The organism is Streptomyces sp. NPDC091292 (genome assembly GCF_044757265.1).
GTDB lineage: Bacteria > Actinomycetota > Actinomycetes > Streptomycetales > Streptomycetaceae > Streptomyces.
Genome location: NZ_JBIVUQ010000009.1, coordinates 115,113 through 133,895 on the forward strand (window position 1 = coordinate 115,113; position 18,783 = coordinate 133,895).

Here is an 18,783-nt window from a genome sequence, read left to right on the forward strand (position 1 = left end):
TCCGTGGTGGTCGACACCACCCGCGCCCGCCTCCTGACCGAAAAGTCGTAAATGTCGCGCTATCTTGCTGCGGTACCCACGGGGTTCGTCCGTCCCCGCTCGGCGGACGGGCCCCGGCCGCCGAGCGGTCGCACCTCCTGCGAGAGAAGCGATGATCCAGGCCATCGGACTGACCAGCAATCCCCGTAAAGGGCTGACGCCCGCCGTCGACGACGTCTCGTTCGAAGCGCACACGGGCCATGTCACCGCCCTGCTCGGCGCCCCCGCGTCGGGCAAGACGACGGCGCTCAGGCTGATGCTCGAACTCCAACAGGGCCGAGGCGTCACCTACTTCAGAGGCCGCCCGCTGCACAGCGTCGCGCATCCCGCGCGCGAGGTGGGCGTCCTCCTGGGCGAGGTCCCCGGCCACCCCTCGCGTTCCGTCCGAGGGCATCTGCGGATGCTGTGCGCGGCCTCCGGGGTGCCGGTGCAGCGAGCCGACGAAGTCCTTGAATCCGTAGGGCTGGTGAGTCTGCGGAACGAGTGCCTGGGCATCCTGTCCCATGGCCTGGACCGGCGCCTCGGACTGGCGTGCGCTCTGCTCGGAGACCCACACACACTGGTCCTTGACGCCCCGGAGGCCGGACTCTCCGCGCGCGAGAGCGGCTGGCTGCACGGTGTTCTGCGCGCGCACGCGTCCCTCGGCGGCACGGTCCTGTTCACCACGGACGACGCCAAGGCGGCGGCGCGCACGGCGGACCGGGTCGTGACGCTGGACGAGGGGCGCGTCGTCGCCGACCAGGATGTCGAGGACTTCGCCCGTACCCGACTGCGGCCGAGGGTGGTCGTCCGGACTCCGCACGCCGCCCGCCTCGGAGTGCTGATCGCGAAGGAGGCCCGCACCGGCCGGCGTTCCGTCGAGGTCGTCAAGGAGGACGGCAACCGCCTCTCGGTGTACGGAACCAGCTGCGCCGAGGTGGGAGAGGCCGCGTACCGCCATGGCATCCTCGTCCACCAACTCGCCGACGAAACAGGGGACATGGGGCCTTCGGCTCATCAGCGGTATTGGGCAGCGGAAGAATTCGGCGGAGACATCCGCATCCCGGCCGCGACCGACACCACCCTCTACGAGCCCCGCCCCCGCCCCCATCCCCGCCCCCACCCACTGCCCGCGTCCAATCCGTCGCCGGAATCCGAACCTGAAACGCACCTCGGCACGCCCCCCGACGCCTACTCCGAGTCCGGTACGGGCGACGACGGACCCCCGGTGGAATGGGTCACGCGCCACCTGCCGGACGACCCGGCAGAGGCAGAGCGGCCCAGCGGAACGGACCCCTCGCTCCTGCCGCCACCCGTGACCGTACGCACCGCCCGCAGCCCCCTGCGTCCCCTGCGCTACGAACTGCGCCGTGCCACGGGCATCGGCATCGGCTACTTCACCGGTGCCGCCGTACTCATCACCTCTGCCGTCATCGCTGTCCTCCTCGCCAGGATCGGTCACAGCCCGCAGCCACGGCTGCTGGCGGCCTGGCCCGAGGAACTGCCGCTGCCGCCCGCCGCCCTGGGCGCGGGGCTCCTCGGTGCGCTCGCCTTCGGCGACGAGTTCCGCCACCCCGCCCTCGCCGCGGACCGCGGAACCGTCCCCCGACGTCTCGGTCTGCTCGTCGCCAAACTCGCCGTCGCGGCCGGTACCGCGCTACTGCTGGCTTTCCTGACCGTGGGCTGCGACGCCGCGGTGCTCCAACTTGTATACGGACAGGAACTCACCAGAGTTCCCGCCGACTGGCTTCCACTCTCCGTGAGTTGGATCAGCATGGTCACCGGATGCGCCTGGGCGGGGGTGCTCGCGGCCGGAGTGTTCAAGTCCACGACGGCCGGGCTTGCCGCCGTACTCGCCGTCCCGGTGGTTGTCGTACCGGCCGTACAGAAGGCCGTCGAAGGACCGGCTGTGCGAACAGCCGCCGGCTTCCCCGCGCGGTTGCGGGATCTCGCGCTGGTGCAGTGGCCGTTCGGCGCCGAGCGCTATCTCGCTGCCGCTCTGCGGATGATCGTTCAACCTGTCGGCAGTGCACTGATGTTGTCGCTCACCGCTCTGCTCTGCGCATATGTGCTCACGGCAGTGCGCAGCAGGGTCCGTTGACGATCGACTCACAGCTTCCGATCCGCTGCTGCGCACAACTTCCCTGCCAACGCTCATTTCTTTCCGATAAGGCGTCAATTGCGGCGGGGTGAGCGATCACCCTTTCGTGTGCTTTTCACCAAAGACCTCAAGGCGGTTGAAGGCAACGCCGACAAAGGTTCCGTGAGTACCCTTGCGCACACCATGATGACCGCCGCCCGCTCCGCCGACTCCGGCCTCGCCGGACCGGGCGAACTCGACCGCTACCCCTACGCGGAGGCCCGGAGCACCGATCGCGTGGGAGCCCCCGTCTGGGACGGCGCGGACCAGGAGCTGGGACGCGTGGGCCGACGGCCCGCGGGCAGCCGTGGCCGTGGACTGCACGGTCAACTCGTCCAGCAGCTGGGTCAGATGATTGTCTCCGGTGACCTGGGCGCCGACCGCCCGCTCGTGCCCGAGGAGATCGGGCAGCGTTTCGAGGTCTCCCGCACCGTTGTCCGTGAATCGCTCCGTGTCCTGGAGGCGAAGGGACTGGTGAGCGCCCGTCCCAATGTGGGCACGCGCGTGCGGCCGGTCAGCGACTGGAACCTTCTTGACCCCGACATCATCGAGTGGCGGGCCTTCGGACCCCAGCGTGACGACCAGCGCCGTGAACTGAGCGAACTGCGCTGGACGATCGAGCCGCTGGCCGCCCGTCTCGCCGCCGGACACGGACGCGAGGAAGTGCAGCAGCGACTCGCCGACATGGTCGACATCATGGGGCACGCCCTCGGGCAGGCGGACTCGATCACCTTCGCGCGCGCGGACGCCGAGTTCCACGCGCTCCTCATTCAGGTCGCCGGCAACCGCATGCTGGAGCACCTGTCCGGCATTGTCTCGGCCGCGCTCCAGGTGTCGGGCGGCCCGGTCACCGGTTGCGACCGTCCGAACGAGACCTCGGTGGCGCACCACGCCCGTATCGCGGACGCCCTCGCGGCGGGGGACGGTCCCGGTGCCGAGGCCGCGATGCGTCAACTGCTCACCGTCCACCCCGAGGTGGAGCGCGTCGTGCCCGCGCCCCGCGAGCACTGAACCCGTCGCCCTGATTGCCCGCTCGGAGGCCCTGTCGGCCCGCACGTACCGCTCCTCCCGCGCGCGTACGTGTTGTTGACGCAGGGCCGCGCCACGGTCGCCGGGATTCGCCGACTGTCCCGGAGGAACCGTTCCGCCAGACGACGTCCGTCCCGCGCGCGTCCGCGTAGTGCCCGGCGGACAGCCCTCGCGGTGTCGTCCCTCGACACACGCCTCGCACGACCGGACCCGCTTCGGATGCCTCATACGGCCCGGCGCGGGTCCGGCTGCTTCACCGGCGCGGGTCCGCCTGCTTCAGGCGCCTCCTCGCACCCACGCACCTCACTCCACCATCGGCGCCTCTTTACGTCTCGTTCCGGTTCATGCGCTGGCTCATGCGCCGGTTTCGGCCAGATACGGCCGTTCGTGTTTGTTCGTGGGTGGGCGATGGTGAGGGGGATGTTTCAGAAGGCGTCGGAGCGGCATTGATCCCCGGTGAGGGACCACTGACCCTGATCGACCGATGCATGACCGTTTCTGACCGTATCTATATGCTTTTGAGTGCTTACGGGGTGTGACTCGGGCCACGCAGATTGGGCGTAACGCTCCTCGGAACTGCGCGATGACCTAAGAGGTGACAGCCGAAGAGGGAATACAGCAGCCATCGACGGCGCTGTGCACCTCCCAGGCCCCCGCCCACGCCGTCGGCCCATCCCCAAGTCGGCGGTCGTCGGCTCCGGTCCACACTGGACAGGGGCCGGAAGCCGTTTTCCAACGTTCCGAGAGGTTGTTCGTGTCGGCCAGCACATCCCGTACGCTCCCGCCGGAGATCGCCGATTCCGTCTCTGTCATGGCGCTCATCGAGCGGGGAAAGGCTGAGGGGCAGATCGCCGGCGATGACGTGCGTCGGGCCTTCGAAGCTGACCAGATTCCGGCCACTCAGTGGAAGAACGTACTGCGCAGCCTCAACCAGATCCTCGAGGAAGAGGGTGTGACGCTGATGGTCAGTGCCGCGGAGCCCAAGCGCACCCGAAAGAGCGTCGCAGCGAAGAGTCCGGCCAAGCGGACCGCCACCAAGACCGTGGCGGCCAAGACGGTCACGGCCAAGAAGGCGACCGCCACGGCGGCCCCCGAGGCCCCCGCCGCCGACGCTCCCGTTGACGAGGCAGCGCCCGCGAAGAAGGCCGCCGTCAAGAAGACGGTGGCGAAGAAGACGGTCGCCAAGAAGACCGTCGTGAAGAAGACGACGGCCAAGAAGACCGCCGCCAAGAAGGACGCCGACGAGATCGTCGACGAAGAGGCGGTCGAGGAGACCGCGGGTGCCGCCGCCGGCAAGCCCGGCGAGGAGCCCGCGGAGGACGGAAGCCAGGGCTTCGTCCTGTCCGACGAGGACGAGGACGACGCCCCCGCGCAGCAGGTCGCGGCGGCCGGCGCCACGGCCGACCCCGTCAAGGACTACCTGAAGCAGATCGGCAAGGTACCCCTCCTCAACGCCGAGCAGGAGGTGGAGCTGGCCAAGCGCATCGAGGCCGGTCTCTTCGCCGAGGACAAGCTCGCCAACGCCGACAAGCTCGCGCCGAAACTCAAGCGCGAACTGGAGATCATCGCCGAGGACGGCCGCCGGGCCAAGAACCACCTCCTGGAGGCCAACCTCCGTCTGGTGGTCTCGCTGGCCAAGCGTTACACCGGCCGCGGCATGCTCTTCCTGGACCTCATCCAGGAGGGCAACCTCGGTCTCATCCGCGCGGTCGAGAAGTTCGACTACACCAAGGGCTACAAGTTCTCCACGTATGCCACCTGGTGGATCCGGCAGGCGATCACCCGCGCCATGGCCGACCAGGCCCGCACCATTCGCATCCCGGTGCACATGGTCGAGGTCATCAACAAGCTCGCGCGCGTGCAGCGTCAGATGCTCCAGGACCTGGGCCGCGAGCCCACCCCGGAGGAGCTGGCCAAGGAACTCGACATGACCCCTGAGAAGGTCATCGAGGTCCAGAAGTACGGCCGCGAGCCCATCTCGCTGCACACCCCGCTCGGCGAGGACGGCGACAGCGAGTTCGGTGACCTCATCGAGGACTCCGAGGCGGTCGTTCCGGCCGACGCGGTGAGCTTCACGCTCCTCCAGGAGCAGCTGCACTCGGTCCTCGACACGCTCTCCGAGCGTGAGGCCGGTGTCGTGTCCATGCGTTTCGGTCTCACCGACGGTCAGCCGAAGACCCTCGACGAGATCGGCAAGGTGTACGGGGTCACCCGCGAGCGCATCCGGCAGATCGAGTCCAAGACGATGTCGAAGCTCCGGCACCCGTCGCGTTCCCAGGTGCTGCGCGACTACCTCGACTGATCGCGTCACTCGGCTGATCGCGTCACGCGACAGGCCGCACGCCCGATCCGTCGCCAGGTCGATACGTCGATACGTCGATACGTCACCGAGGGTCCGGTCTCCCGTGAGGGAGCCGGGCCCTCGATGCGTGGCGTCGGCCTGCGCGGGGCCGGAGGCCGGATCGGCGAGACGCGCGGCGTGCGTTTTCGACACCGCTGAATCACTCTGGGTATGTCACTGCAACGCAGAGTGAGGAGAGCGCATGCTCCGTCCTGTCGCCCGAAAGCTCACCGGCGCGCTGGCCATGGCGGCCACCGCTACCGGGCTGCCCCTGGCCGCCCCGACAGCCGTGGCGGCCGACAGCGTCGTCATCGGTGGTCACCCGGTGGACGTGGCGGACAGTCCCTGGGTGGTGGCGCTCTCCAGCCGTGACCGGTTCGGCGGTACCCGCGCGGGACAGTTCTGCGGCGGGGTCGTCGTCGGTCGTACGACGGTGCTCACGGCGGCGCACTGCCTCGGCCGGGAGGTTCTCGGCGCCTCCACGGGCGCACGGGGCGACCTCAAGGTGATCGTCGGGAGGAGTGACCTGAGGGGCTCCGGAGGCGCCGAGATCCCGGTGCGGTCCGTTCGGGTCAATCCTCGCTTCGACAGCGCCACGAACTCCGGTGATGTGGCGGTCGTCACACTGTCGCGGGCGCTTCCCGACAGCTACGTGATCAGCCCGGCGGGTGAAGGGGATCCGGCGTACGAGCCCGGCACTCCGGCCTCCGTCTACGGCTGGGGAGACACCACGGGGAGGGGCAGCTACGCCAGAGTGCTTCATTCCGCGCAGATCCAGGTACTGCCGGATGCCCTGTGTGAGGCGGCCTACCCCGGGAACGCGGACGGGGCGTACCGGGCCGATTCCATGGTGTGTGCCGGTGAGGAGGCGGGCGGGCGGGACGCCTGTCAGGGCGACAGCGGAGGCCCCCTGGTCGCGAAAGGGCGCCTGATCGGCCTGGTGTCGTGGGGGAGCGGCTGTGGGCAGCCGGGGAGCCCCGGGGTCTATACGCGCGTCTCAGCGGCTCTCAGGGACGTCGGAGCCACACCCAGGACGGCCGGGGGTCGTGGCTGAGGGTGAGTGCGCGTACGAACACGAGCGGCTGCCCCTGTGGTGCAGGGGCAGCCGCTCGCTCGCCGGCCTGTGCCGGTGCTGGCTCGTCGTTGATGCGAAGTGTCAGCGTTCCTCGTCCTCGGCGGATGCCGGGGCGGGGGTCAGGCGCTCCGTCTCGTCCTGTATTTCAGCGGCGATCTTCTTGAGTTCCGGCTCGAACTTGCGACCGTGGTGGGCGCAGAAGAGCAAGTCACCACCGCTCGTCAGGACGACGCGCAGGTAAGCCTGGGCGCCGCAGCGGTCGCAGCGATCAGCGGCCGTCAGCGGGCTCGCGGGGGTCAGAACAGTAGTCACGTCGCCTCTTCTCTAGCTCGACGAGCTGTCGTACCAGGGTCAACATCCAACCAGGCCGAAAACGTTCCCGCTCGCGGCTTCTCCTCGAAAAAAATCTTTCCGAGGTGGTCCTCAGCTGCCGATTGGCGGCGAATGTGCCGTATTGCGTGTCTTCGTGTCTTACGGGTTCGCGCTGTCTGTCGGGTTGTGTGCCCTCCCGGCTGGGTTGCCGGTTGTTCATGAGGACGTGCCCGGAGCCTAAATGGTTCATGCCTGGAAGGGAACGTGATATGCGCTTCACTCCATCGAGCGATCGAACAAGCATGCGACCGTGGACTAGGCTTGAGATTGCACGAGGGTGGCGTGACAACGGCTCTACCAGGGCTCGGTACCCTCTGACCGGCGACCGAAGCCGGGCCCTTACCCCAAAGGGTCCTACCTGAAATTCAGCGAGGAGCGAACCGCGTGACCGCCGATACGTCCGTGCCGTCCACTGCGCTGCTGACCGGAGCAGACCGGGACGGTTCCAACTACACCGCGCGGCACCTGCTCGTCCTGGAGGGCCTGGAGGCCGTCCGCAAACGTCCGGGCATGTACATCGGCTCGACGGACAGCCGTGGCCTGATGCACTGCCTCTGGGAGATCATCGACAACTCCGTCGACGAGGCCCTGGGCGGGTACTGCGACCACATCGAAGTCGTCCTGCACGACGACGGGTCCGTCGAGGTGCGGGACAACGGCCGCGGCATCCCCGTCGATGTGGAGCCGAAGACCGGCCTGTCCGGCATCGAGGTCGTGATGACCAAGCTGCACGCCGGCGGCAAGTTCGGCGGCGGGTCGTACTCCGCCTCCGGTGGTCTGCACGGAGTGGGCGCCTCCGTCGTGAACGCCCTGTCGGCGAGACTGGACGTCGAGGTCGACCGCAACGGCCACACCCATGCCATCAGCTTCCGGCGCGGCGTCCCCGGCGCCTTCACGAAGACAGGGGCCGACTCACCGTTCGAGCAGGGCAGCGGCCTGCGCAAGACCAAGAAGATCCCCAAGGCGCGGACGGGCAATCGCACGCGCTACTGGGCCGACCGCCAGATCTTCCTCAAGGACGCCAAGCTCAACCTGGAGACGCTGCACCAGCGCGCGCGCCAGACCGCGTTCCTGGTGCCCGGCCTGACCATCGTCGTGCGTGACGAGTACGGGCTCGGTGAGGGCGGCAGCAAGGGTGAGGAATCCTTCCGCTTCGACGGCGGCATCAGTGAGTTCTGCGAGTACCTGGCCAGGGACAAGCCGGTCTGCGACGTTCTGCGCCTGTCCGGACAAGGCACCTTCAAGGAGACCGTTCCCGTCCTGGACGACCGCGGGCAGATGACGCCCACCGAGGTCACCCGCGAACTCGGCGTGGACGTGGCCATGCGGTGGGGGACCGGGTACGACACCACGCTCAAGTCGTTCGTCAACATCATCGCCACGCCCAAGGGCGGCACCCACGTCTCCGGGTTCGAACGCTCGGTGACCAAGACGATGAACGAGGTGCTGCGCAGCCAGAAGCTGCTGCGGGTCGCCGAGGACGACATCGTCAAGGACGACGCCCTGGAAGGCCTCACCGCGGTCGTCACCGTGCGCCTGGCCGAGCCGCAGTTCGAGGGGCAGACCAAAGAGGTGCTCGGCACCTCGGCCGCCAACCGGATCGTCGCCAATGTGATCGCCAAGGAACTCAAGGAGTTCCTGACCTCGACCAAGCGTGACGCCAAGGCCCAGGCGCGGTCCGTCATGGAGAAGGCCGTCGCCGCCGCGCGCACCCGTATCGCGGCCCGCCAGCACAAGGAGGCACAGCGCCGGAAGACGGCCCTGGAATCCTCGTCGCTGCCGGCCAAGCTCGCCGACTGCCGCAGCGACGACGTGGAGCGCAGCGAACTCTTCATCGTCGAGGGCGACTCCGCGCTCGGCACCGCCAAGCTCGCCCGCAACTCCGAGTTCCAGGCGCTGCTCCCGATCCGCGGCAAGATCCTCAACGTTCAGAAGGCGTCCGTCTCGGACATGCTCAAGAACGCCGAGTGCGGCGCGATCATCCAGGTCATAGGAGCGGGGTCCGGCCGGACCTTCGACATCGACACGGCCCGCTACGGGAAGATCATTCTCCTGGTCGACGCCGATGTCGACGGCGCCCACATCCGCATCCTGCTGCTGACGCTGTTCCAGCGCTACATGCGTCCGATGGTCGAGGCGGGTCGCGTCTTCGCGGCCGTGCCGCCGCTGCACCGGATCGAGCTGGTCCAGCCGAAGAAGGGCCAGGACAAGTACGTGTACACGTACTCGGACCGGGAGCTGCGCGAGACGGTGGTGGAGCTGCAGCGCAAGGGCGTGCGCTACAAGGACTCCATCCAGCGCTACAAGGGTCTCGGCGAGATGGACGCCGACCAGCTTGCGGAGACCACGATGGACCCGCGCCACCGGACGCTGCGCCGCATCAACATCTCGGACCTTGAGGCATCGGAGCAGGTCTTCGATCTCCTGATGGGCAACGAGGTGGCGCCGCGCAAGGAGTTCATCTCCAACTCGGCGGCGACGCTGGACCGGTCGCGCATCGACGCCTAGGCCATCCCTGGGCCGGAGGCTCCTTTCGCGCGCTTTCGCGTCCGCCGCCGCCCCTTCGAGTGACACGGATCCGGTGTCTCCACCTGCGGGTGGAGACACCGGATCCACCCATGATCCACCCCTGCTCCGATCTCCTGACCAGGCCCTTTCCGTAGCGTCGAAGGCGTCATCACATCCGTCTTCCCCGCCCTTCGGAGGCACCCGATGTCCGGCCTTGCCAATGTCCTGGTGGTCGTCGCCGTGGTCGTACTGATCGCCGCCCGCCAGATGCGACCCCAGCAGATACGGGACGCCAGGCGCTGGTGGATCCTGCCCGTCGTCCTGCTCTACCTCGGCCTGCGCGAGCCGGGCATCATCGACGCCCACCACGAGGCCGCGTCGGGCGTCCTGCTCGCCGTCGAGCTGCTCGTCGGCCTGGTGATGGGCGCCGCCTGGGGCTGGACCAGCCGCGTCTGGTCCGAGGCCGACGGCTCCGTGTGGTCGAAGGGCACGAAGGCCACGGCCGCCGTATGGGGAGGCGGCATCGCCCTCCGCCTCGGCCTGGTCGGGACCGGAGCGGTGATAGGCGTGCACCAGGGGTCGGGCGCCCTGCTCCTCGGTCTCGCCGTGTCCCTCCTGGTGCGTGCCGGGGTACTGGCCTGGCGTGCCCAGTCCGCCCACCCCGCGTACGCGCAGGCCACGGCGTACGGTGACGACGTGCCGGTGTCGACGTGGAGGGATCGCAGGTGACGCAGAGCGTCTGGACCACCTGGCCCTCCCGGGAGGCACTCTCCCGACAGGGCATGACCAGAGCACGGCGCGTCCTCGTCTGGACCATACGGCTGGCCGTGCTCGGCGTGCTGCTGTGGGGCGCGGTCGCCCACAAAGGCGTGCACGGCTGGGAGGCGGCCGTCGGCGCGCTGGGAGTGATCGGCTGCGCGGCTGCGGCCTGGGGTTTGTTCCGCACGACCTACCACCATCTGCTCTGGCCGTCCCTGGGACTGCTCACGCTGCTGATGGGAGCGGGCATCGTCGCACAGCAGGCCGGGTTCCCGGTGCCGGCGCTGGTGCTGTGGTGCGGGTGTGCCATCGCGGGTCTGGAACGGCTCCCGCTCGTGGCCGCGGTACCGACCACGGCGGCGGCCCTCGCCGCCTACGTCCTGGTCAACGACGACGCGTGGCTGACGACGGCGATCACCACTGCGGGCCTGGGACTTGCCGGATACGTTCTGCGGCTGGACGCCGAGGCGCGGGGCAACACACAGCGGCTGCTCGCCCAGGAGCGTGCGGCCCGTGCGGCCGAGGCGGAGTCGGCGGCCCTCGCCGAGCGGGCCCGGATCGCACGGGAGATCCACGACGTCCTGGCCCACAGCCTCTCCGCACAACTCGTGCACCTGGAGGCGGCGCGGCTCCTGATCGAGCGGGGAGCGGACCGCGAGCAGATCCTCGACAGGGTGGTGGCCGCGCGCGGGATGGCCCGGGACGGACTCGACGAGACCCGGCAGGCCCTGTCAGCGCTCCGGGGCGAGATGTCGCCCCTGGAGGAGCACCTGCGCGAACTGGTCACGGCGTCGGCGGGGGCCGAGGTCCTGGTCGACGGGGAGCGGCGGGCGCTGTCGGTCGAGGCGTCCCAGGCGGTGCGCCGCGTCGCGCAGGAAGCGCTCACCAATGCCCGCAAGCACGCACCGGGCGCGAAGATCGCGGTACATCTGACCTACGGCGACGACGACGTGACGCTGGATGTACGGGACTCGGGCGGCTCGCCGGGCGATCTCGCGGGCTCCGGCGCCGGGTACGGTCTGTTGGGGATGAGGGAGCGTGCCGAACTGCTCGGCGGCACCCTGGAGGCCGGGCCGTACGAGGAGGGCTTCGCAGTGACGTTGAAGGTGCCCGCATGACGGAGGAGAGCGCCGGGCGTACCGCGCGCGTGGTCGTCGCCGACGACCAGACCGTGGTGCGGGAGGGCATTGTCATGCTGCTGGGTCTGTTGCCCGGTATCGAGGTCGTCGGAGCGGCGGGCGACGGCGAGGAGGCGGTCGCGCTGGTGGCCGAACTCGCCCCGGACGTCGTGCTGATGGACCTGCGGATGCCGCGCTGCGACGGCGTCGAGGCGACACGGCGCATCCGGGCGGGGTATCCGGGGACGCAGGTGGTCGTACTCACCACGTATGCCGACGACGACTCGCTGTTCCCGGCCCTTGAGGCGGGGGCGCGCGGGTATCTCACCAAGGACGCGGGCGGCGACGAGATCGTACGGGCCGTGCACAGCGTCCTGTCCGGAGACGCGGGCTTCTCGCCGAGCATCCAACGGCGTCTGCTGGAGCGGCTGTCCAGGCCCGCCCCGGCTCGGGCCCGGGTCGTGGAGCCGCCCGACGGGCTCACCGCGAGGGAGACCGAGGTCCTGGTGCTGATCGCCGAGGGACTCACCAATCAGGAGATCGCCCACCGGCTCCATGTCTCCACCGCCACCGTGAAGACTCACATCAACAACCTCTTCGCCAAGACCGGGATCAAGGACCGTGCACAGGCCGTGCGTTACGCGTATGCGCGCGGATTGGTGACACCGCCGAGCGCACCTCTCACCTGAACCGACAGGCCCATCACCTGATGGAGTGAAGAGCGGAAGGAGAAGAGTCCGGGATCTTCCTGTTCTGCCCATCCTTGGGCACGCGGCCGTACGGGCCGCGGACAAGGAGATACCGGTGAAGAAGCAAGACGGGCGGAAAGCCGGGGAGGCCCGGTTCGACGACCCCTGGTACGACGCGCTTGCCTCCGGCTGGGGCGAATGGGACGGCGCCGGAGCACCCGCCCCGGCCGTACCGCCTCAGGCCGCCCCGCAGGAGCGGAGCGCGAGCAGCATCTACCTGGAGGTGCAGCAGAGCGCGGCATTCCGGGAAGTGCGCAGCCGGTACCGTCGGTTCGTCGTCCCGGCCGTCGCAATCTTCCTCACCTGGTATCTCGCCTATGTCGTGGCCGCGACCACCGCGCCGGGACTGATGGGGCGACACGTGGTCGGCGCCGTGAATGTGGCGATGGTCGCGGGACTCGGACAGTTTCTGTCGACCTTCGTGTTGACCTGGGCGTATGCCCGGCATGCCCGGCTGCGCCGGGACCGGGCGGCCCTCGACCTCCGGTGGGACACACAGGAGCTGACGCGGGGAATCGGCCGGTGACGGGGCATCACCAGACGCTGGCACTGCTGCTGTTCAGCGCGTTCGTCGCGGTCACGCTGGGCATCACGACCTGGGTGAGCCGCAACCGCCATGGTTCGGCGGAGGAGTTCTACGCGGGCGGACGGCTGTTCACGCCCATGGAGAACGGTTTCGCCATCGCCGGTGACTACATGTCGGCGGCGTCCTTCCTCGGTATCTCCGGGCTTATCGCGCTCTTCGGCTACGACGGCCTGCTGTACTCGGTGGGCTTTCTCGTCGCCTGGCTCGTCGTGCTCTTCCTCGTCGCCGAACTGGTCCGCAACTGCGGGAGGTTCACGCTGGCGGATGTCGTCGCCGCCCGGATGAGCGAGCGGCCCGTTCGTATCGCGGCGGGAACTTCCTCGGTGACCGTGTCCGTTCTCTATCTGGTGGCGCAGATGGTGGGGGCGGGAAGCCTGGTCGCGCTGCTGCTGGGAGGCACCGGCGAGGCGGCTCAGACGTGGACCGTCATCGGGGTCGGCGCGCTCATGGTCATCTATGTGTCGTTGGGAGGGATGCGAGCCACCACGTGGATCCAGATCGTCAAGGCGGTCCTGCTGATGGGCGGCGCGATCACGCTCACCGTGCTCGTCCTGGTCAGGTTCCACGGCGACTTCGACCACCTGCTGCGTACCGCCGCCGCACGCAGCGGACACGGTGCGGACTTCCTCGCACCGGGGCTGAAGTACGGCGGGGACTGGACGTCGCGGTTCGACTTCATCAGCCTGGGCCTCGCGCTCGTCCTGGGTACCGCCGGACTGCCGCACATCCTGTCCCGCTTCTACACCGTGCCGACCGCGCGGGCCGCCCGCCGCTCGGTCGTCTGGTCCATCGGCCTCATCGGCAGCTTCTACCTGATGACGATCGTGCTGGGCTTCGGCGCCGCCGCGATCGTGGGCTCCGACGCTGTGCGTGCGTCGAACCCGGCCGGGAACACGGCGGTTCCGCTGCTCGCCCTCGACGTGGGCGGCGGCGCGGACTCCACCGGAGGAACGGTTCTGTTCGCGATCGTGGCCGCTGTCGCCTTCGCCACGATCCTCGCGGTGGTCGCCGGAATCACGCTCGCCTCGTCCGCGTCCGTCGCACACGACCTGTACGCGTCACTGCGCAGGCGGCACGCGAAGCAGCGCAGCGAGGTCGCGGTGGCCCGGATCGCCGCGGTCGGGATCGGCGTCGTCGCGATCGGGCTCGGGCTGCTCGCGCGGGATCTGAACGTGGCCTTCCTGGTGGGCCTGGCGTTCGCGGTCGCAGCGTCGGCGAATCTGCCGGTGCTGCTGTACTCGCTGTTCTGGCGGAGCTTCACGACGAGGGGAGCCGTGTGGTCGGTGTACGGAGGGCTGATTCCGGCGCTGGTGCTGGTGATGCTTTCGCCTGTGGTCTCCGGGAGTCCGACCTCCCTGTTCCCGGGTGTGAACTTCCAGTTCTTCCCGCTGGAGAACCCGGGCCTGATCTCCATTCCGCTGGGCTTCCTGGCGGGCTGGCTGGGCACCATGACGTCGTCGGAGCCCGCCGATGAGGCCAAGCACGCGGAGACGGAAGTGCGCTCGCTCACCGGCGCCGGAGCGGTCTGACCCGGGAAGACGTGGTGTGGCCGGGAAGACGAGGCGTGGCGGGGGCCGACGGCTCGGGTCCACGGACGGTGGCGGGTCCTGCGGCCGGGGGCCTCAGCCCGGGGCGACCCACGCGTAGCGGTGTTCTGGCCGGCCCGTGTCGCCGTAGCGCAGGGTGAGGCGGAGGCGTCCGGCCTGTTCCAGATGGCGCAGATAGCGTTGCGCGGTGGAGCGGCTCAGGCCCGTCTCCGCGGCGACCTCGTACGCGGAGAGGGGCTGCGCGGCCCGGTGCAGCACCCCGCAGATGAGATCCGTCGTGGGCAGCGAATGCCCGCTCGGCAGACCCTGGGCCGGGGCGGCCGTCGTGGTGCGCAGCGCGCCGAAGATCCGGTCGACCTGCTCCTGCACCGCGATACCGCTGCCACTGCCGCCGACCCGGTCCACCGTGCGCCGCAGCGCCGCGTAGGCCTCAAGGCGCGAGCGCAGCGCGCTGAACGTGAACGGCTTCACGAGGTAGTGGAGCGCCCCCAGGCGCATGGCGTCCTGCACCGTCGCCACATCGCCGGCCGCCGTGATCATGATGACGTCGGTGCGGTGGCCGAGTTGGCGCATGTGCTGCACCAGCGCGAGGCCGGTCTCGTCCGGCAGATAGTGGTCGAGCAGGACGAGATCGATCCGCTCGCGCTGCACGGTGGCGAACGCCTGGGCGGCGTCGTGGGCGCGTGCGACCACGCGGAAGCCGGGAACCTTGGCGACGTACCGCGCGTTGATCTCTGCGACACGGAAGTCGTCGTCCACGACCAGGACGTCAATCATCGACCGGGCCTTTCTCGTTAAGCCCATGTTTCGGCTTGGTTGTTGTAGCGCGAGCAAAACGAGCACAACAGGGGTTTGCAAGCAGAAGATGGGCCAGCGCGCACAAGGATCCCGCGGTGACCCACAGCACGCCTACGGTCCCGGTCCATGAGTAGAGACACCAGCCCCGCGATAGAGCTGAGGGGCGCCGGCAAGGCGTTCCGTACGCCGTCCGGGGCACTGCACACCGCCGTGCGGGCGCTTGACCTGACGGTCGAGCAGGGCGAGTTCGTCGCGGTCGTCGGCCCCACCGGCTGCGGCAAATCAACCACGCTCACCCTGGTCAGCGGCCTGGAGGAGCCCACCGAAGGCGATGTACTCGTCGCGGGCGAGCTCGTGCGCGGCATCGGCGACAAGGTCGGCTTCGTCTTCCAGCAGGACGCCGTCTTCCCCTGGCGCACCGTCCTGTCCAACGTGATGGCCGGCCCCCGTTTCCGGGGCGTTCCCAAGGCGGAGGCCAAGGAGCGCGCCCGCGCCTGGCTGGCCCGCGTCGGCCTCTCGACTTTTGAGGATCGTTACCCGCATCAGCTCTCCGGCGGGCAGCGCAAGCGCGTCGCACTCGCGGCGACTTTCGTCAACGACCCCGAGATCCTCCTCATGGACGAGCCGTTCTCGGCGCTCGACGTCCAGACCCGGGCGCTGATGTCCGACGAACTCCTCGACCTGTGGGCCGGCACCGGCGCGTCGGTGGTCTTCGTGACCCACGACCTGGAGGAGTCCATCGCCCTGGCCGACAAGGTCGTCGTCATGACGGCGGGCCCGGCGACCGTCAAACAGATCTACGAGATCGACCTGCCGCGCCCCCGCAAGGTCGAATCGATCCGCCTGGAACCCCGCTTCGTGGAGATCTACCGCGAAATTTGGGCGTCGCTCGGCGAAGAGGTCCGCATCACCCGCGAGAGGGGTGCCGCCGATGTCGCATGAGACGCTCGACGTGCCCCTGACCAAGACAGCGCCCACGGAACGCACCCGTGCCCGCGCGCGTGCGGCCCGCAACCGCCGTTTCCTCGTCTACGGGAGCCGTGGCCTGCTCCTCGTCGCGGTCATCGTCCTCTGGGAGGTCATGGCCCGCGCCGAGGTCATCGACCCGTTCAACTTCTCCATGCCGTCCAAGGTGTGGGAACAGATGCGCGTATGGGCGGTCGACGGCACCGCCCAGGGCTCCCTGTGGGAACAGATCTGGTACACGCTCTACGAGGCGCTCCTCGGCTGGGTCGTGGGTGTCGCCGGAGGTGTGGTCCTCGGGATCACGCTCGGCAGGATCCGCTTCCTCGCCGATGTGGTGGGCCCCTACATCAAGGTGCTCAACGCGATTCCGCGTATCGTCCTGGCGCCGATCTTCCTGATCTGGTTTGGACTCGGACCGGCCTCCAAGGTCGCGTCGGCCGTGGTCCTCGTGTTCTTCCCCGTCTTCTTCAACGCCTTCCAGGGCGCGCGGGAGGTCGACCGCAATCTCGTCGCCAATGCCCGCATCCTCGGCGCGAGCAACCGGCGGGTCACCTTCCAGGTGGTCATTCCGTCCGCCACCTCCTGGATTTTCACCAGCCTCCATGTGAGCTTCGGCTTCGCCCTGATCGGCGCGATCGTCGGCGAGTACATCGGCGCGACCAAGGGCCTCGGTCTGCTCGTCGCGGCCTCCCAGGGCACGTTCAACGCCGCCGGTGTGTACGCGGCCATGGCGATCCTCGCGATCGTCGCCCTGCTCACCGAGGGCCTGCTCACCTTCGCGGAACGGCGCCTCTTCAAGTGGCGGCCCGCGGAACCCGGCACCGAGCAGTAGCGGCGCGTTCCCGGACACCTCTATCGGCGCCGCCCTGTCGGCCGGCGGCGCCCTTTTCTGGCACAACCCCAAAGGACGTGATGAACATGCGTGGCAACAGCAGAATGACGTCGGCGGTCGGAGCGGGCGCGGTGACGTTGAGCGTCCTCGCCGGACTGACGCTTCTCAGCGGCTGCGGAGACTCCGGCTCGACGAGCAAGGACGGCTCTCCGAAAGTCAAGATCATGGTGGGTGGTCTCGACAAGGTGATCTACATGCCCGCGATGCTCACGGAGCGCCTCGGTTACTTCAAGGACGAGGGTGTTGACGTTCAACTGTTGACCGAGCCGGCCGGTGTGCAGGCCGAGACAGCGCTCGTGTCGGGCGATGTGCAGGGCACCGTCGGCTTCTACGACCACACCCTCGATCTCCAGGTCAAGGGCAAGCAGGTCGAGTCCGTCGTGCAGTTCTCGCACGCGCCCGGCGAGGTCGAGATCGTGTCCACCAAGGCCGCGGGCGACATCAAGTCCCCCAAGGACTTCAAGGGCAAGCAGCTCGGCGTCACCGGCCTCGGCTCGTCCACGGACTTCCTCACCAAGTACCTCGCCGTCAACGACGGCGTGGGCATCGACGAGTTCACGCCCGTGGCGGTGGGAGCGGGACAGACCTTCATCGCCGCATTGCAGCAGGGGTCCATCCAGGGAGGTATGACGACGGACCCGACCGTCGCCAACATCCTGGACAAGAAGCTCGGCACCGTGTTGATCGACATGCGGACGCCGGAGGGATCCAAGCAGGCGCTCGGTGGTGCGTATCCGTCGTCAAGTCTGTACATGAACACTGACTGGGTCAACGGTCACAAGGACACCGTCCAGAAGCTCGCCAATGCTTTCGTGAAGACCCTCAAGTGGATGTCCACGCACAGCCCCGAGGAGATCGCGGCGAAGATGCCCGCCGACTACGCACAGGGCGGGCAGAAGCTGTACGCGGAGGCGATCAAGAGCACACTGCCGATGTTCACCACGGACGGCGTCATGCCTGCGGACGGCCCGTCAACTGTTGAGCGGGTACTCAAGTCGTTCAACCCCAACCTCAAGAACGCCAAGGTTGATCTGTCCAAGACCTTCACCACCGAGTTCGTGGAGAAGGCCAAGGGCTGAATCCGCCCTTCCCGGTGAGCCCCCGCGAATCCCCCCGATCGCGGGGGCTCACGCCTGCCCGCGTCCCGTCGCCAAGCCAGCCGCCTGCACGGATCGCCTGCACGGACACATGGCAGGCGCGTGCGTCACACGGGCGGCGTCCACTCGTAGCGGTGCTCGGGCCGGCCCGTCTCGCCGTACTTGAGGCTGAGCCGGACACGACCCGTGCGCTCCAGGAGCTTGAGGTAGCGCTGCGCCGTCTGACGGCTCAACCGGGTGCGGTCCGCCAGTTCCTGCGCCGACAGCGGGCCGTCGGCACCCATGAGGGCGCGGCGCACGAGTTCGGCGGTCGTGGGGGAGTGGCCCTTGGGCAGCTCCGGTTCACCCGAAGGGACCGAGAGGGCGCCGAACATACGGTCCACCTCGGCCTGTCCGGCCTCACCGCCGCCCTCCAGCGTGCGGCGCAGGGTGGCGTACGCCTCCAGTTTGGTACGCAGTCCCGAGAACGAGAACGGCTTGACGAGGTACTGCAGGGCACCCAGCCGCATCGCCGCCTGGACCGTGCCGACGTCGCGCGCGGCGGTGACCATGATGACGTCCGTCCGGTGGCCGCCCTCGCGCAGTCTGCGGACGACGTCGAGGCCGGTCTCGTCCGGCAGGTAGTGGTCGAGGAGGACCAGGTCGACGGGGTGGCGTTCCAGCAGCGCCAGTGCCTCGCCGGCGCTGTGCGCCTTCGCCGTCACCCGGAAACCGGGAACTTTCCCGACGTAGGCGGCATTGACGGTCGCGACACGGATGTCGTCGTCCACGACCAGGACCTCGATCAA

General features: G+C 68.8%; 16 protein-coding genes. 13 read left to right on the top strand and 3 right to left on the bottom strand.

What is annotated here, in order from left to right; translation table 11 throughout:
* The first annotated feature begins 151 nt into the window (after nt 1–151).
* The 4 genes from ACIQNU_RS24590 to ACIQNU_RS24605 all read left to right on the top strand — a co-directional run bounded on the left by ACIQNU_RS24590 (nt 152) and on the right by ACIQNU_RS24605 (nt 6,582).
* On the top strand, nt 152–2,119 hold the full coding sequence (locus ACIQNU_RS24590) for an ATP-binding cassette domain-containing protein (RefSeq protein ID WP_401370181.1): 1,968 nt from the start codon (nt 152–154) through the stop codon (nt 2,117–2,119).
* Nucleotides 2,120–2,281: 162 nt separating this feature from the next.
* Nucleotides 2,282–3,169: a FadR/GntR family transcriptional regulator gene (locus ACIQNU_RS24595; RefSeq protein WP_401370184.1), complete on the top strand. Its 888-nt coding sequence runs from the start codon at nt 2,282–2,284 to the stop codon at nt 3,167–3,169.
* A 772-nt stretch (nt 3,170–3,941) separates the two neighbouring features.
* Nucleotides 3,942–5,489, top strand: coding sequence for an RNA polymerase sigma factor (locus tag ACIQNU_RS24600; RefSeq protein ID WP_401370187.1), 1,548 nt, complete (start codon nt 3,942–3,944; stop codon nt 5,487–5,489).
* Between the two features lie 241 nt (nt 5,490–5,730).
* On the top strand, nt 5,731–6,582 hold the full coding sequence (locus tag ACIQNU_RS24605; RefSeq protein WP_401370190.1) for a serine protease: 852 nt from the start codon (nt 5,731–5,733) through the stop codon (nt 6,580–6,582).
* A gap of 102 nt (nt 6,583–6,684) precedes the next feature.
* On the opposite strand, the gene ACIQNU_RS24610 is transcribed toward ACIQNU_RS24605, so the two are convergent.
* Nucleotides 6,685–6,915: a hypothetical protein gene (locus ACIQNU_RS24610; RefSeq protein ID WP_389889183.1), complete on the bottom strand. Its 231-nt coding sequence runs from the start codon at nt 6,913–6,915 to the stop codon at nt 6,685–6,687.
* A 444-nt stretch (nt 6,916–7,359) separates the two neighbouring features.
* Here ACIQNU_RS24610 and ACIQNU_RS24615 point away from each other — a divergent pair, with 444 nt between their 5' ends.
* From ACIQNU_RS24615 to ACIQNU_RS24640, 6 genes are all read left to right on the top strand, one after another.
* The gene (locus ACIQNU_RS24615) at nt 7,360–9,483 is read left to right on the top strand and encodes a type IIA DNA topoisomerase subunit B (protein ID WP_401370192.1); all 2,124 of its coding nucleotides are present in this window, start codon (nt 7,360–7,362) and stop codon (nt 9,481–9,483) included.
* Between the two features lie 204 nt (nt 9,484–9,687).
* A complete protein-coding gene (locus tag ACIQNU_RS24620; protein ID WP_401370195.1) occupies nt 9,688–10,212 on the top strand; it encodes a DUF1453 domain-containing protein in 525 nt (174 codons plus the stop codon).
* Nucleotides 10,209–11,360, top strand: a complete 1,152-nt coding sequence (locus tag ACIQNU_RS24625) for a sensor histidine kinase (RefSeq protein WP_401370198.1) — start codon at nt 10,209–10,211, stop codon at nt 11,358–11,360. The genes ACIQNU_RS24620 and ACIQNU_RS24625 overlap by 4 nt, the downstream gene beginning before the upstream one ends.
* On the top strand, nt 11,357–12,049 hold the full coding sequence (locus tag ACIQNU_RS24630) for a response regulator (RefSeq protein WP_401370201.1): 693 nt from the start codon (nt 11,357–11,359) through the stop codon (nt 12,047–12,049). The genes ACIQNU_RS24625 and ACIQNU_RS24630 overlap by 4 nt, the downstream gene beginning before the upstream one ends.
* 115 nt (nt 12,050–12,164) lie before the next feature.
* A complete protein-coding gene (locus ACIQNU_RS24635; protein ID WP_401370204.1) occupies nt 12,165–12,635 on the top strand; it encodes a DUF485 domain-containing protein in 471 nt (156 codons plus the stop codon).
* Nucleotides 12,632–14,224, top strand: a complete 1,593-nt coding sequence (locus tag ACIQNU_RS24640) for a cation acetate symporter (protein ID WP_401370207.1) — start codon at nt 12,632–12,634, stop codon at nt 14,222–14,224. Before ACIQNU_RS24635 ends, ACIQNU_RS24640 begins: the two co-directional genes overlap by 4 nt.
* Before the next feature lie 93 nt (nt 14,225–14,317).
* Here ACIQNU_RS24640 and ACIQNU_RS24645 read toward each other — a convergent pair whose 3' ends face one another.
* On the bottom strand, nt 14,318–15,019 hold the full coding sequence (locus ACIQNU_RS24645; RefSeq protein ID WP_401370210.1) for a response regulator: 702 nt from the start codon (nt 15,017–15,019) through the stop codon (nt 14,318–14,320).
* A gap of 147 nt (nt 15,020–15,166) precedes the next feature.
* Here ACIQNU_RS24645 and ACIQNU_RS24650 point away from each other — a divergent pair, with 147 nt between their 5' ends.
* From ACIQNU_RS24650 to ACIQNU_RS24660, 3 genes are all read left to right on the top strand, one after another.
* Complete coding sequence (locus ACIQNU_RS24650; protein WP_401370212.1) at nt 15,167–15,982, top strand: ABC transporter ATP-binding protein; 816 nt, start codon at nt 15,167–15,169, stop codon at nt 15,980–15,982.
* Nucleotides 15,972–16,838, top strand: a complete 867-nt coding sequence (locus tag ACIQNU_RS24655; RefSeq protein WP_401370215.1) for an ABC transporter permease — start codon at nt 15,972–15,974, stop codon at nt 16,836–16,838. Before ACIQNU_RS24650 ends, ACIQNU_RS24655 begins: the two co-directional genes overlap by 11 nt.
* A 104-nt stretch (nt 16,839–16,942) precedes the next feature.
* On the top strand, nt 16,943–17,977 hold the full coding sequence (locus ACIQNU_RS24660) for an ABC transporter substrate-binding protein (RefSeq protein ID WP_401370536.1): 1,035 nt from the start codon (nt 16,943–16,945) through the stop codon (nt 17,975–17,977).
* A 125-nt stretch (nt 17,978–18,102) separates the two neighbouring features.
* Here the strand turns inward: ACIQNU_RS24660 and ACIQNU_RS24665 are convergent, their stop codons facing one another.
* Entirely contained in the window at nt 18,103–18,783 is a 681-nt protein-coding gene (locus tag ACIQNU_RS24665) for a response regulator (RefSeq protein ID WP_401370218.1), read from the bottom strand.

Bases quoted from the DNA above. Each gene is read 5' to 3' on its own strand.
- ACIQNU_RS24655 (WP_401370215.1), top strand. From the start codon at position 15,972: ATGTCGCATGAGACGCTCGACGTGCCCCTGACCAAGACAGCGCCCACG.
- ACIQNU_RS24660 (WP_401370536.1), top strand. From the start codon at position 16,943: ATGACGTCGGCGGTCGGAGCGGGCGCGGTGACGTTGAGCGTCCTCGCC.
- ACIQNU_RS24605 (WP_401370190.1), top strand. From the start codon at position 5,731: ATGCTCCGTCCTGTCGCCCGAAAGCTCACCGGCGCGCTGGCCATGGCG.
- ACIQNU_RS24590 (WP_401370181.1), top strand. From the start codon at position 152: ATGATCCAGGCCATCGGACTGACCAGCAATCCCCGTAAAGGGCTGACG.
- ACIQNU_RS24620 (WP_401370195.1), top strand. From the start codon at position 9,688: ATGTCCGGCCTTGCCAATGTCCTGGTGGTCGTCGCCGTGGTCGTACTG.
- ACIQNU_RS24630 (WP_401370201.1), top strand. From the start codon at position 11,357: ATGACGGAGGAGAGCGCCGGGCGTACCGCGCGCGTGGTCGTCGCCGAC.
- ACIQNU_RS24645 (WP_401370210.1), bottom strand. From the start codon at position 15,019: ATGATTGACGTCCTGGTCGTGGACGACGACTTCCGTGTCGCAGAGATC.
- ACIQNU_RS24650 (WP_401370212.1), top strand. From the start codon at position 15,167: ATGAGTAGAGACACCAGCCCCGCGATAGAGCTGAGGGGCGCCGGCAAG.